The following is a 17,714-nucleotide window of genomic DNA, read 5'->3' on the forward strand; positions in this document are numbered from 1 at the left end:
TTCGCTACATGAGCCATTACGCTGAGGATTTTCTGGTAACTTCTGAAAATAAAGCTTTCGACCTGGATCATCGCCGGGTTATTAATTTTAACATCGCTAAATACAATACAGCTGTAAACCGCGGCCTTTCCCGCCTTGCAAACCTGGAGCAATCGAAGAAGAAAGCGCATACCATCAAATGGAAAGTGATGGAGAATCTGGACAAGATGCTCCTGGAATTTGAATCTAACTTTCAGAAAAAAGGAGGAAAAGTTATCTGGGCAAACGATGCAAAAGAAGCACAGCAGGAGATCCTGAATATCATCCGGAAGGCAAAAGCTAAATCTGTAATCAAGTCAAAATCAATGACCACCGAAGAAATTCACCTGAACGAATTTCTTGAAGAGCATCATATCGAAGCCCTGGAAAGCGACCTGGGTGAATATATTGTTCAATTACTTGGGCAAAAACCATATCACATTGTTACGCCGGCCATGCACCTAAGCAAAGAAGATATTGCCCGGCTTTTTCATGAAAAATTTGGCACCGATATACATGCAACTCCAGAGCAACTTACATTAAAGGCCAGGGAATTGCTGAGAGAAAAATACACCACTGCCGATGTTGGCATTACCGGTGGTAACTTCCTGATAGCAGATAGCGGCAGCATCGCCTTAACAGAGAATGAAGGGAATGCCCGCTTAACCACTACGTTTCCTAAAATACATATCGCAATTGTAGGAATCGAAAAACTGATTCCTTCGTTAACGGATCTGGACCTTTTCTGGCCGCTTCTGGCCACCCACGGTACCGGTCAGAATTTAACTGTTTATAATACCATTTTAAGCGGGCCACGTCAGGAACATGAAACGGATGGACCCGAAGAAATGTATGTAGTTCTTTTAGACAATGGCCGCACCAACCTGCTTGCTCAAAAAGATCAGCGGCAGGGATTGTATTGTATCCGGTGCGGAGCCTGTTTGAATGCTTGTCCTATATACAAAAACATTGGTGGGCACACGTACGAAACTACTTACAGCGGCCCTATCGGATCTGTTATTACCCCTCATTTACAGGGCATGGAAGAGTTTAAGCATTTAAGTTATGCTTCCAGCTTATGCGGAAAATGTACGGAAGTTTGTCCGGTAAAAATTGATATCCACAAAATGCTGCTTCTGAACCGCCGCGATGCTGTACAAGAAGGACTTGTACCAAAAATGGAACAATGGGGATGGAATTCGTGGAAAAAAGGTATGTTGAAGCGCAGCTGGATGGATATGGTTGGGGGAAAATGGAAGAACTTTTTCCTTAAACGGTTTTTCAAAAAATCATGGGGAAAATATCGCGAAATGCCTGAGGTAGCTCAAAAGTCCTTCAGCCGCCAATGGCAGGAACAGCATAATAATTCTGTTTAAATGTTTCTTCTATAAGATGGCATGGAAATTTCTTATAATCCTGAAAAAGGATTATGAGAAATTTTATATTCTTCCTGTTTTTCGGACTTGTAATCTTGTTAAATTCATGTAATCAGTTCAATCAAAAGCATCCGCAGGCAGGAATAGGAGAACAATCGCCACCGCTTAACGAGGAAAGTATCCTGAGATATGTTGACTCAGTTAATAACAATCTTCCTCATTTTACAAAAACAGAAAGTCTGATTTATACATTGGATCAACTCTCTTTTTTTGTCACTAAATATTCTGCCGGAGAACTTCCTGTTCTATATATTAATACAGGCACCCGCGGCGATACCGTCACGTATGTAAAAAAGTATTATTTAAAAAACAAGCACCTGGTTTTTTATGAAGAGCAGCAAAACAACTCTTCCAGGCCAGATCCATTCGTTGTTTCCAGGGCTTATATGCGTAATAATGTGATCTTCTATTCTGAGGAAAAACAGGCTGCAACTGAAGAAGAATTAAAAACAATACAATTTAAGAGATCAGAGATCACTACCCACAATTACGCAGATGAAATTACCCGACTAGAAAATGCACTTCAGCAGCAGGGAGATTTCAATTTAGTATTTGATGATATAACAGCATATCCTAAAGCGAGGTATATAATTTTAAGTCGAAATGTTGTTAATGCTTACCGTGCGCCTGTTCTTGTTGAAAAAGAAGATGATTTTATAAAAGAGCTAAGCAGTAATAAAGAAAAGTACAAGGGCAGAAAGTTGCAGTTAAAATGGACAATCAGAAATAACGAAGCCATTTATCAATCGGGAACATTGGAATAAGATTGCGCTTCGAGAGGCACTACTTCTGCAAACGGGCTAAACAAATAAACCAGTCCTGTTTTAACCTGTGTACATTTATAGCGCTTACGAACTAACTCTCCTTTCCTGAACTCTCCCTTATCTTTATATGCAAAGATCGAATTGTACGATAAAGCTTCAACTGTTTTCAGATGAACTGTCTGAAGATCGTACTTTTTTAGGGTTCTGAAAAGAGTAAGGTCAGTACAGCTGGATGCCGCAGGATTGTTAAGGTAAGTAACAATAGCTGCTTTAATGTCTTCCGGAAAGATATTTTTATTAAAAAAAGGTTGCATCATTTTCCTGAAGTTCAGTTTCCACTCAGTTCCGTGAGGTTTTGCTTTCTGTTTATGTTCATTCCAGGTTAGCAAATGTGCAAATTCATGCACTGTGGTTATCAGAAAAGCATACTGATTTAAATTATAATTAACGGAAATACGGTGACCTTTATCTTTAAACGGAGGGCGGTAGTCGCCAAATTTAGAGTTCCTGCTGCGGGACACTTTAAACTCACATTTAAAATAGTCAATCCATCTCCCAATATCGGGGGCCGCTTCCGGAGGTAAATATTTCTGAAGGATTTTAACCTTATCCACAAATTATTTTAAAACCTGGTATACAACTAAGCTTGCAAGATACGCAAGAGCAGTCATATATACCAGCTGAATAATGGGCCATTTCCAGCTTTTTGTTTCACGATAAACTACTGCCAGCGTACTCATACATTGCATGGCAAAGGCGTAAAATATCATCAGAGAAAAAGCAACGGCAAAAGTAAAAACGGGCTTCCCTGTGTCAGGATTTTTAGCACCCGACATTTTATCCCGTACTGTTTCCACATGGGCATCATCTCCCTGAACACTGTAAATAGTTGCCATCGTTCCTACAAAAACTTCGCGGGCTGCAAAAGATGTAATCAATGCAATGCCGATCTTCCAGTCAAAACCCAAAGGTTTAATTACCGGTTCTATTGATTTTCCTATTATGCCTGCATAAGAGCTTTCAAGCTTCTCTGAGGATTTCAAACGATCGAGTTCATCAGCCGGGATTCTCTCGGTTTGTTGAAGTGTTTGATATTTACTTTCAATAGCCTGCTGCCTGGAGGGCGGACCATAAGATGCCAAAACCCACAGAATAATTGAAATAGCTATAATTACTTTACCTGCCTCAAAAACAAAAGCCTGCACTTTCTGATACATGGTAAGCCCCACATTTGACCACCGCGGCATACGATAAACGGGAAGTTCCATGATAAAGTATCCCCGTTCACGGGCCTTTATTAATCGTTTCATTACCCATGCTACAACCACAGCGCTTACCATACTGATAATGTACATGGCCATGAGCGAAAGGCCCTGCAGGTTAAAAAAACCCAGCACTTTCTCGTCCGGAACTACCAGCGAAATTAACAACGTATAGATAGGTAGGCGGGCAGAACAACTCACCAGCGGAGTAACCATAATGGTAATGATACGGTCTTTCCAGCTTTCAATATTGCGTGTACTCATAATAGCAGGTACGGCACAAGCCAACCCACCAATAATTGGCACAACAGATTTTCCGCTCAGTCCTACCTTGCGCATAATCTTATCCATCATAAAAGTCACCCTGGCCATGTAACCCGTATCTTCAAGGATAGAAATAAAAGCGAAAAGAATAGCAATTTGCGGAATAAATACCAATACGCCACTCAGCCCGGCAAGCACGCCGTCTATAAGAAGGTCTGTTAAAATTCCAGCAGGTAAAAACTCATGCCCTATGTTTCCCAGCCAGACAAAAAGCTGCTCTATTAAAGTCATTGGGTACTCAGACCAGGCAAAAATAGACTGGAAAATCAAAAGCAGAATCGCCAGGAAAATTACAAATCCCCAAACTTTATGAGTTAGTATTTTATCAATACGATTACTGACAGATTCTTTTATCGCCTCCTGATTTAGCTTTACCGCATCAAACAGCACATCGTTAATAAAGTTATACCGGGCTATGGTTTCTGCAGCCTGTGCTTTTTGAGAATGGAAAGAAAACTCTTGTTCCAGCTCTTCAATCCGATCGCTTTGCTGAGGTGTAAGAAAGCCCAGATTCTCGTGCTGGTGTGCAAACTGTAAAGCTGTATACGGCCTGTCGATTAACAATTCCGTACTGATCTTGTTAATTAAACCCGGGGCTAATGCTTCTACTTCAATCGTATCGTTTTGTAAAGCGATAGCAGAAGTGTTTGCCAATGCCTCTTTTAAGGCATCAATGTTTTCGCCCTGACGAGCACTAACAGGTACTATTTGTACACCCAAACGTTTTGAAAGACCGTTTACATCAATTTTTATTCCTGCCTTTGTTGCAACATCCATCATGTTTAAGGCAATAACAACAGGAATTTTCAGATCTGCAACCTGGGTATATAAAAGTAAATTTCGTTTTAAATTAGATGCATCTGCTACCACAACGACAATATCCGGATGAGAAGGATTTTTGGCATTGGCAAGTATTTCGAAAACAATAGTTTCATCCTTACTTTTAGGATAGAGGCTGTAAGTACCCGGCAGATCGGTTATTTGAGCAATACGACCATCTGAAAGCTTACAAGTGCCACTTTTTTTATCAACCGTAACTCCAGGAAAGTTTCCTACTTTCTGATGAAGCCCGGTTAGCGCATTAAATAAAGTTGACTTACCCGTATTGGGATTTCCAACAAGGGCAACTTTCAGATTCAAACTCAAAGCTATTGTAATATTATTGTAGAAGCTTCACGCTTGCGAAGGCTAAGCTGGTAACCTGAAACGGTTATAGCCATTGGATCTCCAAGAGGCGCTAAGCGCTCTACCACAATAGATTCCCCCGGAAGACATCCCATCTCCATCAGCTTTACTGACATTTCCAGGTCGGTAAACTCTTTTATAACTCCAGATTGCCCAGGTTCAAGTTGTGAAAGTTTCATGCTCGATTTCTAAACTGAACAAAAATATCTCTTATTTAAAATAAATCCAAATAAGAATACGTGATTTATATCACAAAAACGAAATCGTTACTTTTTGAAGCCGTTTGAAACTACCACCGGCTTCAAATGTGAATTAGAACCAAACTTCGGGCAGTGACAGTTTCCTTTAAAAAGGCTGCAACCGGTTATTAAAGATCCGGCAAATAAAAACAGGAAAAATTTAAACGCTTTTTTCATCATAGTTCGATCTGTGCAGTAATATATAACTAAATACTCCCATTCCTACTCCTGTCATATCCGCAAAGAAATCCCACCAGTCAGCAGACCGGTACGTAAATACTTCCAGCTGAAGCAGTTCAATACCACCGCCTAAAAAGCCGGTAAGAAGTATAATTTTAACAATAGTTAGTATACGATAAGAAAAGCTGTGTTGTTGCCTTATTTTTCCAAAAAACAGGAATACTGTAAGCACAAAAAAGAAACCGGTATGTACCAGCTTGTCAATGCCCGGAAATGCAGGAACTTTGTTAAAAGAAGAAGGCGGAAGATTGCACAATACCAGTACCATTATCGACCATAAAATTGCCGGGTACTGGTATCTTATAGTCCGAAACATTAAACTCCTACCTGTTTCTGATATTCTTCCGCGGTCATAAGCGAATCAATTTCAGACAAGTTTTTTACAGATACTTTTACCATCCATCCTTCACCATAAGGGTCCTGATTAACCAGTTCGGGATTTGCATCCAAACGAGGGTTAATTTCAAGAACTTTTGCCGCAACTGGCATAAAAAGATCCGAAACTGTTTTAACGGCTTCTACCGTTCCGAATACTTCTTCGCTATTTATGTCCTTGCCTACGGTATTGATATCAACATACACAATATCGCCAAGCTCACGCTGTGCAAATTCGGTTATGCCGATAAAAGCCTCTGTGCCTTCTACCCTAATCCACTCGTGGTCTTTGGTATATTTTAATTCGGATGGAAAATTCATGGTTCTGATTTTTTCTCAAAAATAGCTTTCTGATTCTTCATAGCAAAGAGCAAATTGATATAAGAATACTATTGAAGCGTAAATCTCAGGCTCACTCCAAAATTGCTGAAAGCGGTATTAAAGGTTTGTGAAGTGTAAGGCTTGGTTACATTGCTATCATAAAACAAACGCAGGTTAAAGCGCTGATTCAAAACATAATCAACAGAAGGCCGGAAACTTATATTTTTAGAACCTGAAGAGACTTCGGGATCTTCTACATCTGCCCTGTAAATAACTGTTTTACGATCGTTTATTGAAAGATCCAGTTTAAAGTTCAGGTCGTTGTCTAATTTCAATCCTTTAAAGAGGCCGAAAGGAAAACGGAATTTTGTAGTTCGTACTCCAAAACCAAAAACCAGAGAAGCATCGTTCTGCTGCGCAAGCTGGCTGTTTGATAATCCTAAACTTAAAGCTCTGGATTTACGATATTCAAAATTAGCGGTCATATTGTTCTTCAACCGCATGTCCATTCCAATTAATGGTACAAACTGCTCAAATAAAGTAACTTGGCTGAACTGGTAAAAAGGAAGGAAATTTCCGTTTACATCTTTTGCGGCAACAAATCCGTTTTCTTCACGATATCGCACCAGGGAATTGAACCCGTTCACGTTATAGGTTGAATTATAGGCATGATTCAGGTCAAAAGAAGCGAACAGATCACCAAAAATTGGAAATTTGGTCAGGCCATTGTATGTAATTCTCCAGTTAGGAATCGGAATTTCAGGAAAATCATTCAATTTGACAGCACTTCCATCTTTGCCTGTATAGGCAGAAAGGAATGAAGCTATAACAACATCCTGTGAATTTTTTCCGTAGCCATCCGCATATCCGTCAGAGGTTCCATTGGAGTTTGGATTTAAAGCACCCAGCCTCCTTGAAATTATCCCCCGGTTTCTTTCAAATTTACGAAACAGATCATTTCCATTACTGAAAGCGGTTTTTAAAGAAAAAGCAGAAACACTGTAATCTCCGGTAGTTATTGGGCTCTGATCTTCGAAAGCATTTATTTCGGGATTAAATTTCAATGTGGTTGAATAGTTAAATCTACGGCTGCGCAGGGCGGTTAAATCTATACGTAAGTCTGTTATTGGTTCAAGTGTACCGCGTAAATTCAAATCTTCTTTAAAAGTTGTACTAAAGATCTGGTTCTGCAGCGTATCCGTTGTTATCCAGTTATTTCTTATTGCTCTTCCGCGAATATCAGATTGCGAACCGAAAATAAAATCCCAGCCGGGGGCATTGGCATCAAAATCATAACCCAACGAATTTGTTTGAGGAAGATAGCCCGGTAAAAACGTACCTTCTGTGCGGGTATAAGCGCCGGTCAGGTTCCGGATACTGGTTAAGGCCTTGATTAAAAATTTCTTCGGTGAATTTTCATCTTTATCCGCCCTTCTGATAAATCCTATTTTGTTGTATAAGGATATAAAGTTTAAAGTGGGATTTAACTGAAAAGTACGCGAGTTTTGAATGGTGTTTCCAAAATCAATATCAGGATCTCGCAATGTTGCTAAAGGCTCAGACTGCCAGTCGAAACGGGCGCCATATCGTGCTACCACATTTACCCAGTCAAAACCAGGAATTTTATTAAGAGGCAGCGTGTAGTTTACATTAAATGTATGTCCATAATCTGTGGTACGGCCCAGGCGCTTCAGGTTTTCCCAAATGGTATCACGTTTTAAACCATTAATCCGGCCTTCTGGTTCATCAATAACAGAATAGTTTGTTGCGTTAAAATCAACCTGCATTGATTTGGTTAAATTCCAGCTGATACCATACAAACGGGTCATCAGGAAATTTTTATTATAGGTTGTATTAACAGGAATAAAATTGTTCGGGTCGTTATTTCTTAACGAATTTTCTGAGTATAACCGATCTACATCGATGCGAAAGTTTAACACCGAAGGAAGCAGGTTGAAATTAAAATCCTTAAGCAGAGCAAGCGTATTTGATTTAATTATTTTACTGAAAGGAGAAATCGGTTCTGCCTGGTTCTGATAATTGTATGCTAATGCAGCCCGGTAATTTCGCTGTAGGCTGAGGGAATTTATAAAATCACGGTGATAAAATTCATTGTAGGCATACGTCGCACTCCAGTTTTCAATATCCCACAAATGTATTTTACTTTGAGGATCCGTTTTAATTTTCCGAATATCAGTAAAGTTAAAACTACGCCGGGTTGTATAATCTTCAGAAATGCGAAGTATAGAATCTCTTTTAGAGCGAGGTACCGCTTTCAACGCATTTTTAAGCTCAATGTCTGGCGATGAGGGATCGTATTGCGGGGTAAATACCTGCGATGAATAATTAATAAACACTGGGATTTTTAATCCTGTACGTTCGGGGAAAAACTTACCGAGTTCAATAGTTGAAGAAACATCAAAAAGGCGGTCTTCGCTTCGGTTTCTTTCACTAACCCTTCTATCTATCGACCCGAAACCAATTGTACTCTTGCTTCCGGAGACAGTTACGTCTGCAAAATCCGCAAGTTTTGCATTTACCCTGGCGGTTGCCGCCCATCCACCCCGTTCGTCAAAATCCGTCAGCCTTAGCTCATTGAACCACACCTGTGCTGATTTTTCCAGGCCATCATCGGCAGAAGGATTTGCCTGGTTGCGTAAGGGATTTCGAACACCAAGCATATATACCCGTACTTTGCTCAGGTCAGGCTGCCCCATAATGGTAATCTTATTTGCGCCGTCCATATATTCGAACGGGACGTTCATTGGCCAGGGCTGACCATTTAAAAAAGCAATGTTACGGGCGGTTTTAGCCTGCTGAAATTTTGCGAGTTCCACGTCCAGCTTATTCGCATCAGGCCAGATAACATACGGATCGCGTGATCCGGGATTTGTTATTTTTAAAGGAATTTCGTACTCATAATAGTTATCCTGATTATCAGTTCCGATTCTTACAATCGCACTTATTTCATCGTCCCGTACCTGGTCTCCTTCTGCGTGAATAAACATTTCAAGATGTTTATAGGATCGGAAGTCATTGTACGTGGTACGAAAAGCAGCCCTAGCGTACCCATCCCGAAGGTTTTTTACATTCACTGCAAGCGATTGCTCATTTTGACGCGTATCGCCCCTAAAGTTACTGAAGTCCCTTTCACGTTCAATTCCCGGAGGTACTACGTACGGTATCGGCGAACGCTTTCCGTTTTCTTCAATATTAACTGTACTTACATCAATGGCAGAATTATCAAGTCCCGGGTTTGTGCCCAGTGCCGGGTCTGCCAATACTTTTACAGGGTTATTCTCCGCATTATACCGGCGCCACTCTCCTCTTACCAGCTGCAAACGGGCCATCCGTAATATGGATGTGTCGGCGAAGTTGGTCATGAACATTCGTACAAAACGTATGGATTTGAAATTTTCGATATTTCCTACTTTCTGTTGATATTGAGAAAGCGGAATTTTAAACTGATACCACTTTACATCCTCCTGCTTCCCGTTAGGCAGCTTAACCTTTGCAGGCACAATATCGGTAATGAAGTTATTGCCAATGATCATATCCTGCGGGCGGATAGATACTTTGTACTGAAAATACTCATCAGAAAGAGACGAATTATTATCCCTGTTAATATCTTCTCCATCGGGCAGGGAAGTTGATGCAGAATTTTCAATACCGGTTTCAGCGAGCGATTGTTCTGAAGTTTTTGAGTTTCCTTCCAAACCATTGTAATTTTCGTACCTTTTCAGGATTCCTGCATTTGCATTATCCAGGCTTCCTCCCCGATAGTATTGATAATCATCCGAAGCGGGGTCTGAAGCCAAAGCATCGGCAGCGGCAGGGTTTAACCTGGAACGGGTCTGGTTTAAAAAGGCAGCAAACTGTTGTTGCTCGTCTTCATTTCTTAATCCGTCTAAACCAACATCCTGGTATTTCCTTGCATCGGGATTATTGTCAAAGGCCTGAATTACCGGCTGCAGTTTAGGTACTCTTCCCCATACAGTCTGGTCTGTCCTGGAAGGATCAGCATCGGCAGGAAGCCCGTTTTCTAATGATTTTCGTCCATCCTTAAGAATATCTTCAGAAAGGCTTCCAAGATTAAAGTACAAATCTCCCCCTTGCGAGTTAGGCTTATAAATAAAAGGGTCTAATACCCAAAACTCAATATATTCAATATTCAGAGCTTCAAAATCATTGCTTTCCAACTTACGAAAAACACCGCCCCAGCGACTTTTGGGATTTTGCAATGTCCCGTCGGGATTTAAACCGGTAGTACTAAAATTATACGGTCCACGTGTTGCAGGATAAAATGCAAGATCGAGCGTTGGCAATGTTAAAGGTTGCCCTGTGCTGGATTGTTTAAAAGGGAACACTTCCTGCTCTAAAACCTCCCGAACGTAATGATTTGACTGTTCGTTCTTATTACCTTTAATATTGGATGGGGTTAACGAATTATTCCGGTTAAAAAATATAGGATCAATATTATAGAAGGCAAGTTTGGCCCGATTATACCCATAGGCAAGATCGTTGTTAAGCTGCGCTTCTGGAAAAAGCTGCGGCGTACCCGAAATTTGCCAGGCAACAGCACTTTTCAGATCTACTATTGAACGGCTGCCTTCAAAATCATCGAGGTAACTCGATCCGTTTTTACTTCCTGCAAAATTTAACGCATTAGGATGGCCGGGAATTAAGTTAGCATACTCACCCGAGAAAGTGATGGTAGAAGTTTCCTTAGTATTTATGAACGGAATTTTATCAACCAGCCTGGTAAGAAATCGTGAATTAGAGCTATAATTTGCATCAAGCCCCCAGATGGTATTGGAAATAGCTTCTTCGCCGATGTTTACTTTTTGCGTTAAAGGCTTTTCCGTCAGATTCATTATCGTTCCGCCCAGATTCAATTTATTATTCATCCGGTAATCAAACCTGGTTCCGAACAGTGAGCGCTGCTGTAATCCAAACAACTCATTATTCTCGATTTTAATACGGATAGGCTGACCTGAATTTAACAGGGCCTGGTTTAAAATCCGAACCCTGCCGATGTTGTAGTCTACTGTAAAATCTGCTCCTTCCTGTAAAGGCAAAGTACCCGCAGTTACCTGCACAGAGCCCTGCGGAATATTAATCGCATTCAACTGAAACTCGTTACTCACTTCCGACTGATAAGTTCCCCGAATGATATACCGGTTCAACCTTTGAAACAATTGCTGTGCAATTACCTTGGTTGAATCATACAAAGGCTGATAAACGTACTTTTGAATGAGATTCTGTTCGGAAGCAGAATTAAAACGTTTTGCCAGGTCTGATCCGAAAGGTTCAATTACCGGAAATGTAATACGCCCATTCAGCGGATCAATTGTAACACCTTCCAGAAAATCGAAATACCCATCGGGCTTTTTATCACCCGCTTGGTTCAAATTATCCAGACCCGTAACCTGCAGCCATAATTTACCCGAAGTATTCTGGCCTTCGGTTATCTGCGGCTTTTCAACACCGGAATTTTCATCCAGCCGTGTTATATTAAGATTAAAATTATTCCTGCTAACCTGATAAGCGCCGAGAGAATAGACGTTTTTCATCATCAGATCCCAGGTAGGCAGGTTCGTTTTTAACGTTTCATTCTTTAAAAGTTTTACATATAAAACCTGCGGATTATTTGGATCAACCGGAATATCTGTAGAAAACTCACCTACCTGGTATTCGGTTCCGTTATAATTATACCGGAAAGCCACTGCCAGCACTTCATCACCGTTTAAAGCGGTATTCAGGGAAATGTAGCCCAAACGCGGGTTCAACGTAAACTCACGGTCGGTTAACTTCCTGGCGTAGGTTAACTTGACATAATTGTCTGTTGCGCCATTCGCCTGGAAATACGCGTTGATCACATTCGAGTTTGTTAGCCTGGTTCCCGCTGGCAGGTTTTGTAATAAGTTGTTTGATTGCTGTGGAAAATCAGCACTTGAAAAGCCTGCTGGCAAACCCGAGAAACCTGCTCCTCCTCTTATCTGAACAGTATTATAGGGCCGATTCTCCCCTAAATCAATAAAGGCAAGTACATCTCTGGAATCCACCGTACTGTTATTGCGGTTTGTAACCCAAACTTCGATCTTTGTAATATTGACATTTGAAGAAATAATGGGCAGATTGGCTAAAGCCTGGTTATAATTATTCCTGAAATATTGGGCCAGGAAGAAATGTTTGTTTGCTTCGTAGTTATCTGCACTTATCCTGAACTCATTTTGCTGCGATCCATTTGTAACGAGAATTTCCTTTTGCTGCGATTTCTGCTGCGAAAAAACACTGGTAACATTTAATTTCCCAAACTGAAGCTGGGTTTTTAGACCAAAAAGAGCCTGGCTGCCGGTAATTAATGATGAACTTAAAGGAAGGCTTACATTTCCAGCCTCTATTTTTTTAATGATCTCATCAGGTTTTCCGGTATAATCGAGTTTAATCTGATTTTCAAAATCAAATTGCGCTTCTGTATTATAGTTAGTGGTTATCCGCATCTTTTCACCGATCTGGCCAACCACATTCATCTGAATACGCTCATCAAAATCAAAATTCCCCTGGCGCCGCTGCCTTTCGTTAAATAAAGGATTTTCATTCCGGTTCAACCTGCCCGAAAGTGTCAGCTCTGCAGAGCCTTGCGGACGAATATCAATAGTTGATCCTCCAAAAATGCGTTCAAAAGCCCTGTTATTTACTTTAACCTGAGGAATAAAGCCGGGTTGCCGCTCCGCAACTGGAGTTTCTGAAAGTTTTTTCCAGTTATTCAGTTTAATCAGGTTGTCCTCATAGCGCTGGTATTCTTCAATACTGAGGTACTGAGGTACCCGGTACAAGCGGTCGCCTATCTTTTCCCGGATAATATATTGTTTAGTAACAGGATCAAATTCAACAGTACGTTTAATATTTGAAGGATTGGGCAGGTAAAACCCTGAACGGGGATTTAATTCAAGCTGTCGTGTATCACCAAAAGGATAACGCAGTGAAATGGTATCTTTTTGTATTGAATCAGTTTTCTGCGCATATACTTTCCCGGTAAACAAAATTACCTGGAAAAGTAAAAAAGCCACAAGAAAAGAGGTAAAGAACTTCTTCAAACCTTCAAGCATTAATTAACCTACAAGCTTTTAAGCGCTATTTTTATCAATTGCTCAACTGATAATCCTTCTGAATTTGTTTTCATGGCCTGGTCGATAGCTTTTTCGGCTAAGTTCTTAGCAAATCCCAGCATAATTAAGGCAGATAGTGCTTCGTCTTTGGCGGTGTTATACTGCGGAAGAGCAGTTAAAGTTTCAAGTCCTTCTTTTTTTAATTTGTCCTGCAGTTCAAGAATAATACGTTGAGCAGATTTGGGGCCGATTCCCTTAATGCTTTTAATGAGAGAAACATCGCCTTTTACAATGGCAGTTTGAATTTCGCCGGGAGTAATGGATGATAAAATCATTCGCCCTGTGTTAGGGCCAATACCTGAAACAGATATCAGGTGCTGAAATAAGCGACGCTCACCTTCATCAGCAAAGCCATACAGCGTATGCGCATCTTCTTTTACATGGAGCCATGTAAATAATTTACACCTTTCCTGGTCTTTTAAAGCGGAGTATGTATTTAAGGAAATAAGAATATGCCAGCCTATTCCATTAGTATCGATAATGACGTGTGTGGGAGATTTGAAAACTAATTTTCCATCTATATAAGCATACATTTTTGAGCGTATTGAGAGTGTTTGATATATATTGAGCTACAATTTTCTTTTAAATAAACTTCGTTTTTCTTTACTCTGAGATAATTGTTCTTCTTTCGATTGCGCATCCACTACCGCAATTGTAACCATATTCACTATTTCGCGAACAGAACTTCCCTGCTGCAGCACATGAACCGGTTTCTTTAAACCTAAAAGTATAGGCCCTACCGCTTCTGCACCGCCTAACTCCTGTAAAATCTTATAGGCAATGTTTCCTGACTCAAGGTTAGGAAATACAAGTGTATTTGCTGTAGTTCCAGCTAAACAACTGAAAGGAAAATTATCCTGCAGAAGCTGGCTGTTTAGTGCAAAGTTAGCCTGCATTTCGCCGTCTACAAGAATTTCAGGATACTGTTCCCGAAGTATTTGCACCGCTTCACGTGTCTTATCCGGTATTTCGCCTTCTACTGAGCCAAAATTAGAATAAGAAAGAATAGCGATACGAGGCTGAATACTGAATCTTTTTACTGCGTTGTTTAGCAGCAGCGTCAAATCCGCCAGTTCTGAAACGGAAGGATTTTTATTGACTGTAGTATCACCAAAAAAAACAGGGCCTTTTTTAGTGAGCATCATGTACATACCGGCTACACGGCTGACTTCCGGCGAGGTGCCTATAATCTGCAATGCCGGTTTAATGGTAGAAGCATAATCCTTAGTAAGACCTGATATCAGCGCATCCGCTTCCCCGAACTCCACCATACACGATCCATAATAATTCCGGTCACGAAGCAGTTTTTTTGCCTGGAACAGGTTTATTCCCCGACGCTGGCGTTTCTGGTACAAAAACTCTGCGTATTGCTTTGATTTAGCGGTTTCCTGGAAAGGATCAATAATTTCTACCCCATTCAATTCAAGTGCATTTTCCTTTACAAGCTCCTGGATCCGTTCCTTATTTCCTAAAAGGATTGGAATAGCTACACCTTCTTCTTTTACAATTTGTGCAGCTTTTAAAATTTTATAATGATCCGCCTCGGCAAAAACAACTCGCTTCGGATCTGATTTCGCCTTATTAGTTATTGCACGCAGTATTGCATCATCCATACCCAGGCGTTTCGATAATTCTTCCTCGTAAGCGGCCCAGTCGGTAATAACTTTTTTTGCAACTCCCGAGCTTATTGCTGCTTTCGCCACTGCCGGCGAAACAGTATTAATGAGACGCAAGTCCATTGGTTTGGGAATAATATAGTCCTTACCAAACTTGAGGCTTTTAATATTGTAAGCGAGATTTACAGCCTCGGGTACAGGTTTCTTGGCCAGATCGGCAATGGCATGCACCGCAGCAATCTTCATTTCTTCATTTATCGCAGTAGCCCTTACATCCAAAGCACCCCTGAAGATATATGGGAACCCAAGAACATTATTTACCTGGTTTGGAAAATCAGAACGGCCGGTAGCCATAATAATATCTTTACGGGCATTTACAGCAAGATCATAAGCAATCTCGGGGTTAGGATTAGCCATCGCAAAAACAATGGGACTTTTTGCCATAGACTTCAGGCTTTCTACCGATAAAACATCGGCAGAAGAAAGTCCTATAAAAACATCCGCATCTTTCATGGCCTCTTCTAACGTATGGATGTTTCTCGAAGTGGCAAACTCTGCTTTAAGCGTGTCAAGTTTTTGCCGGTCAGTTCGGATCACTCCAGACCGGTCGAGCATAACTATATTTTCTTTTTTAGCACCGAGACTGACATACAACCTGGTACAGGATATGGCCGCCGCACCTGCACCATTCACTACTATTTTTACTTTATCCAGCCTTTTCTTCTGAAGTTCGCAGGCATTTAAAAGTGCAGCAGCAGAAATAATAGCGGTTCCATGCTGATCATCGTGCATTACCGGGATATTCATCTCGGCTTTCAACCGTCGTTCTATCTCAAAACATTCAGGAGATTTAATATCCTCCAGATTGATACCGCCAAAAGTAGGTTCAAGAGCTTTAACAATCCTTACAAATTCATCTACATCTTTCGTCGCCAGCTCCAGGTCAAAAACATCAATATCAGCAAAAATTTTAAAAAGCAGGCCCTTACCTTCCATTACAGGTTTTCCTGCCTCAGGCCCAATATCACCTAAACCCAGTACTGCTGTCCCGTTACTAATTACTGCTACCAGATTACCTTTGGCTGTATATTTATAAACATCATCTGTATTATCGGCTATTTTTAAACAAGGCTCTGCAACACCTGGTGAATATGCCAAAGAAAGATCACGCTGTGAATTAGTTGGCTTTGTTGGTAAAACCTGTATTTTACCAGGCCGGCCTGAAGCATGGTAATCTAAAGCATCCCTTTTCCTGTTAATTTTACTCATTTAACAATGTTTGGTACTATGGGTAAAATTACGATTCTTTTCAGGAGAAAAGAGGTCTGTAAGGCAGAAAAAAGGATTATTTTTAACAGGTTTAAACCCATTAACCTTTTACAATTTTTAACAGCATGCCGGGTTTCAATGAATTATTCTCTACCCCATTAACTGCCTTTAATCCGCTAACTGTAACTCCTTTAAACTTAGCTGCTATTTTCAGCAGGGTATCGCCCGGCTGCACGCGGTATGCCATATATTTTGACGTTCGTAAAACTCCCGCATCTGCACCCGAAATTTTAAGCAGCTGGCCCGGTACAATAGTGGTTTGCTTCAGCTCATTCCAAACTTTCAGATCCTGTACTTCAACATTAAATTTGGTTGCAATGCCAAGCAGCGTTTCGCCGCTCTTAACTTTATAATACCCGGGTTTAGCATTACTTTCCGGTTCTTTTTTAACTGCCGCAAGCAAAACCGGAGTTTCTGCCTGTACATTGTTATTGAAGACTTCGTATAAAGAACTGTAAACACTGTTATCTACAACCGGAATAACCACATTTTTTGGATCCCGGGGTGTTCCGTTAACAATTTTTTTAGTGTAAGACGAGTTGAGAAGGCTTAACTGTTTCAAATCCAGGTCCGTAGCTTTGGCAATACTTGCAAGTGAGATTTGCTGGCTAACCCTGAAGACTTCCGTTTGGATGGGGAACTGAGGCTGAGCAGGCTCAATTGCATGCTTGCTGTAGTAATTCATTACATAAGCGGTTGCAATGAATGCAGGCACATAGTTCTGAGTTTCTACCGGCAATAAAGATCTGATCGACCAAAAGTTGCGTTTGCCTCCGGCTTTCTGAATTGCCCGGGCAACTCTTCCCATGCCGCAGTTATAAGATGCAATAGCCAGTAACCAGTCTCCAAACTGATCGTATGCATCACGGAGATAAGCTGCAGCAGCAGAGGTAGAAGCTACGGGATCTTTTCGTTCATCCACCCATCTGTCAATTTTTAATCCATAACCTTTCCCTGTTGTAAACATAAATTGCCACAAACCCGTTGCACCTACCCTTGATACGGCATACGGATCTAAAGCAGATTCGATTACTGAAAGGAACTTTACCTCCTGGGGTATATTCTTCTCCTTCAGAATCTTTTCATAAATAGGAAAATAATACTGCGAAAGGCCAAGCATGCGTGAAATCTTTTCTTTTCCACGGCTGGTAAAAACATCAATATAATGCTGTACGTACTCGTTATAATCAAGCGGAACATCTTTCTGAATAGAATCAAGTCGGCGCTTAAACACGAGGTTCTGGTAAGAAAGTGCAGGGTCTGCGCCAATACCAAGAATTACCAGGGAGGTATCTGTTAATGCTTTAGAAATGCCTTTTGTATCAGACGAATCAATTTTTGTCTTATCCTTAATAGCGGCCATAGAAATAACCGAAATAAGAATAAACAAGGCCGAAGCCAGAGTTTTTCTCATCATACAATTAGTTTGAAGC

The 17,714-nt window shown here is 40.8% G+C and carries 11 protein-coding genes; 2 read left to right on the forward strand and 9 right to left on the reverse strand.

Annotated elements, in window-relative coordinates; genetic code table 11:
- Positions 1 to 8: 8 nt before the first annotated feature.
- Together ACLCDL_RS06215 and ACLCDL_RS06220 are read left to right on the forward strand one after the other, a co-directional pair.
- Entirely contained in the window at positions 9 to 1,394 is a 1,386-nt protein-coding gene (locus ACLCDL_RS06215; RefSeq protein WP_423147412.1) for a LutB/LldF family L-lactate oxidation iron-sulfur protein, read from the forward strand.
- A gap of 53 nt (positions 1,395 to 1,447) precedes the next feature.
- On the forward strand, positions 1,448 to 2,218 hold the full coding sequence (locus tag ACLCDL_RS06220) for a hypothetical protein (protein ID WP_423147413.1): 771 nt from the start codon (positions 1,448 to 1,450) through the stop codon (positions 2,216 to 2,218).
- On the opposite strand, the gene ACLCDL_RS06225 is transcribed toward ACLCDL_RS06220, so the two are convergent.
- The 9 genes from ACLCDL_RS06225 to ACLCDL_RS06265 all read right to left on the reverse strand — a co-directional run bounded on the left by ACLCDL_RS06225 (position 2,197) and on the right by ACLCDL_RS06265 (position 17,698).
- Positions 2,197 to 2,832: a SprT-like domain-containing protein gene (locus ACLCDL_RS06225; protein ID WP_423147414.1), complete on the reverse strand. Its 636-nt coding sequence runs from the start codon at positions 2,830 to 2,832 to the stop codon at positions 2,197 to 2,199. The genes ACLCDL_RS06220 and ACLCDL_RS06225 overlap by 22 nt on opposite strands.
- Positions 2,833 to 2,835: 3 nt before the next feature.
- Positions 2,836 to 4,950, reverse strand: coding sequence for a ferrous iron transport protein B (gene feoB, locus ACLCDL_RS06230; protein WP_423147415.1), 2,115 nt, complete (start codon positions 4,948 to 4,950; stop codon positions 2,836 to 2,838).
- A gap of 2 nt (positions 4,951 to 4,952) precedes the next feature.
- Positions 4,953 to 5,168, reverse strand: coding sequence for a FeoA family protein (locus tag ACLCDL_RS06235; protein WP_423147416.1), 216 nt, complete (start codon positions 5,166 to 5,168; stop codon positions 4,953 to 4,955).
- Between the two features lie 220 nt (positions 5,169 to 5,388).
- Positions 5,389 to 5,784 carry a VanZ family protein gene (locus tag ACLCDL_RS06240; protein ID WP_423147417.1) on the reverse strand — a complete coding sequence of 132 codons (396 nt, stop codon included), beginning with the start codon at positions 5,782 to 5,784 and terminating at the stop codon, positions 5,389 to 5,391.
- Entirely contained in the window at positions 5,784 to 6,164 is a 381-nt protein-coding gene (gene gcvH / locus ACLCDL_RS06245) for a glycine cleavage system protein GcvH (RefSeq protein WP_423147418.1), read from the reverse strand. Before gcvH ends, ACLCDL_RS06240 begins: the two co-directional genes overlap by 1 nt.
- Before the next feature lie 68 nt (positions 6,165 to 6,232).
- On the reverse strand, positions 6,233 to 13,264 hold the full coding sequence (gene sov / locus ACLCDL_RS06250; RefSeq protein ID WP_479725324.1) for a T9SS outer membrane translocon Sov/SprA: 7,032 nt from the start codon (positions 13,262 to 13,264) through the stop codon (positions 6,233 to 6,235).
- Positions 13,265 to 13,284: 20 nt separating this feature from the next.
- Complete coding sequence (ruvA, locus tag ACLCDL_RS06255; protein WP_423147420.1) at positions 13,285 to 13,869, reverse strand: Holliday junction branch migration protein RuvA; 585 nt, start codon at positions 13,867 to 13,869, stop codon at positions 13,285 to 13,287.
- Positions 13,870 to 13,905: 36 nt separating this feature from the next.
- Positions 13,906 to 16,221 carry an NADP-dependent malic enzyme gene (locus ACLCDL_RS06260; RefSeq protein ID WP_423147421.1) on the reverse strand — a complete coding sequence of 772 codons (2,316 nt, stop codon included), beginning with the start codon at positions 16,219 to 16,221 and terminating at the stop codon, positions 13,906 to 13,908.
- 100 nt (positions 16,222 to 16,321) lie between these two features.
- The gene (locus ACLCDL_RS06265) at positions 16,322 to 17,698 is read right to left on the reverse strand and encodes a transglycosylase SLT domain-containing protein (protein WP_423147422.1); all 1,377 of its coding nucleotides are present in this window, start codon (positions 17,696 to 17,698) and stop codon (positions 16,322 to 16,324) included.
- Positions 17,699 to 17,714: the final 16 nt, after the last annotated feature.

Source organism: Rubrilithobacter danxiaensis, from assembly GCF_047272945.1.
Classification (GTDB): Bacteria; Bacteroidota; Bacteroidia; order Sphingobacteriales; family Sphingobacteriaceae; genus Rubrolithibacter; species Rubrolithibacter danxiaensis.

Excerpts from the sequence above, each read along its gene's own strand:
- ACLCDL_RS06240 (WP_423147417.1), bottom strand. The coding sequence starts at position 5,784 with ATGTTTCGGACTATAAGATACCAGTACCCGGCAATTTTATGGTCGATA.
- ACLCDL_RS06265 (WP_423147422.1), bottom strand. The coding sequence starts at position 17,698 with ATGATGAGAAAAACTCTGGCTTCGGCCTTGTTTATTCTTATTTCGGTT.
- ACLCDL_RS06215 (WP_423147412.1), top strand. The coding sequence starts at position 9 with ATGAGCCATTACGCTGAGGATTTTCTGGTAACTTCTGAAAATAAAGCT.
- ruvA (WP_423147420.1), bottom strand. The coding sequence starts at position 13,869 with ATGTATGCTTATATAGATGGAAAATTAGTTTTCAAATCTCCCACACAC.
- ACLCDL_RS06260 (WP_423147421.1), bottom strand. The coding sequence starts at position 16,221 with ATGAGTAAAATTAACAGGAAAAGGGATGCTTTAGATTACCATGCTTCA.
- ACLCDL_RS06220 (WP_423147413.1), top strand. The coding sequence starts at position 1,448 with ATGAGAAATTTTATATTCTTCCTGTTTTTCGGACTTGTAATCTTGTTA.
- gcvH (WP_423147418.1), bottom strand. The coding sequence starts at position 6,164 with ATGAATTTTCCATCCGAATTAAAATATACCAAAGACCACGAGTGGATT.
- ACLCDL_RS06235 (WP_423147416.1), bottom strand. The coding sequence starts at position 5,168 with ATGAAACTTTCACAACTTGAACCTGGGCAATCTGGAGTTATAAAAGAG.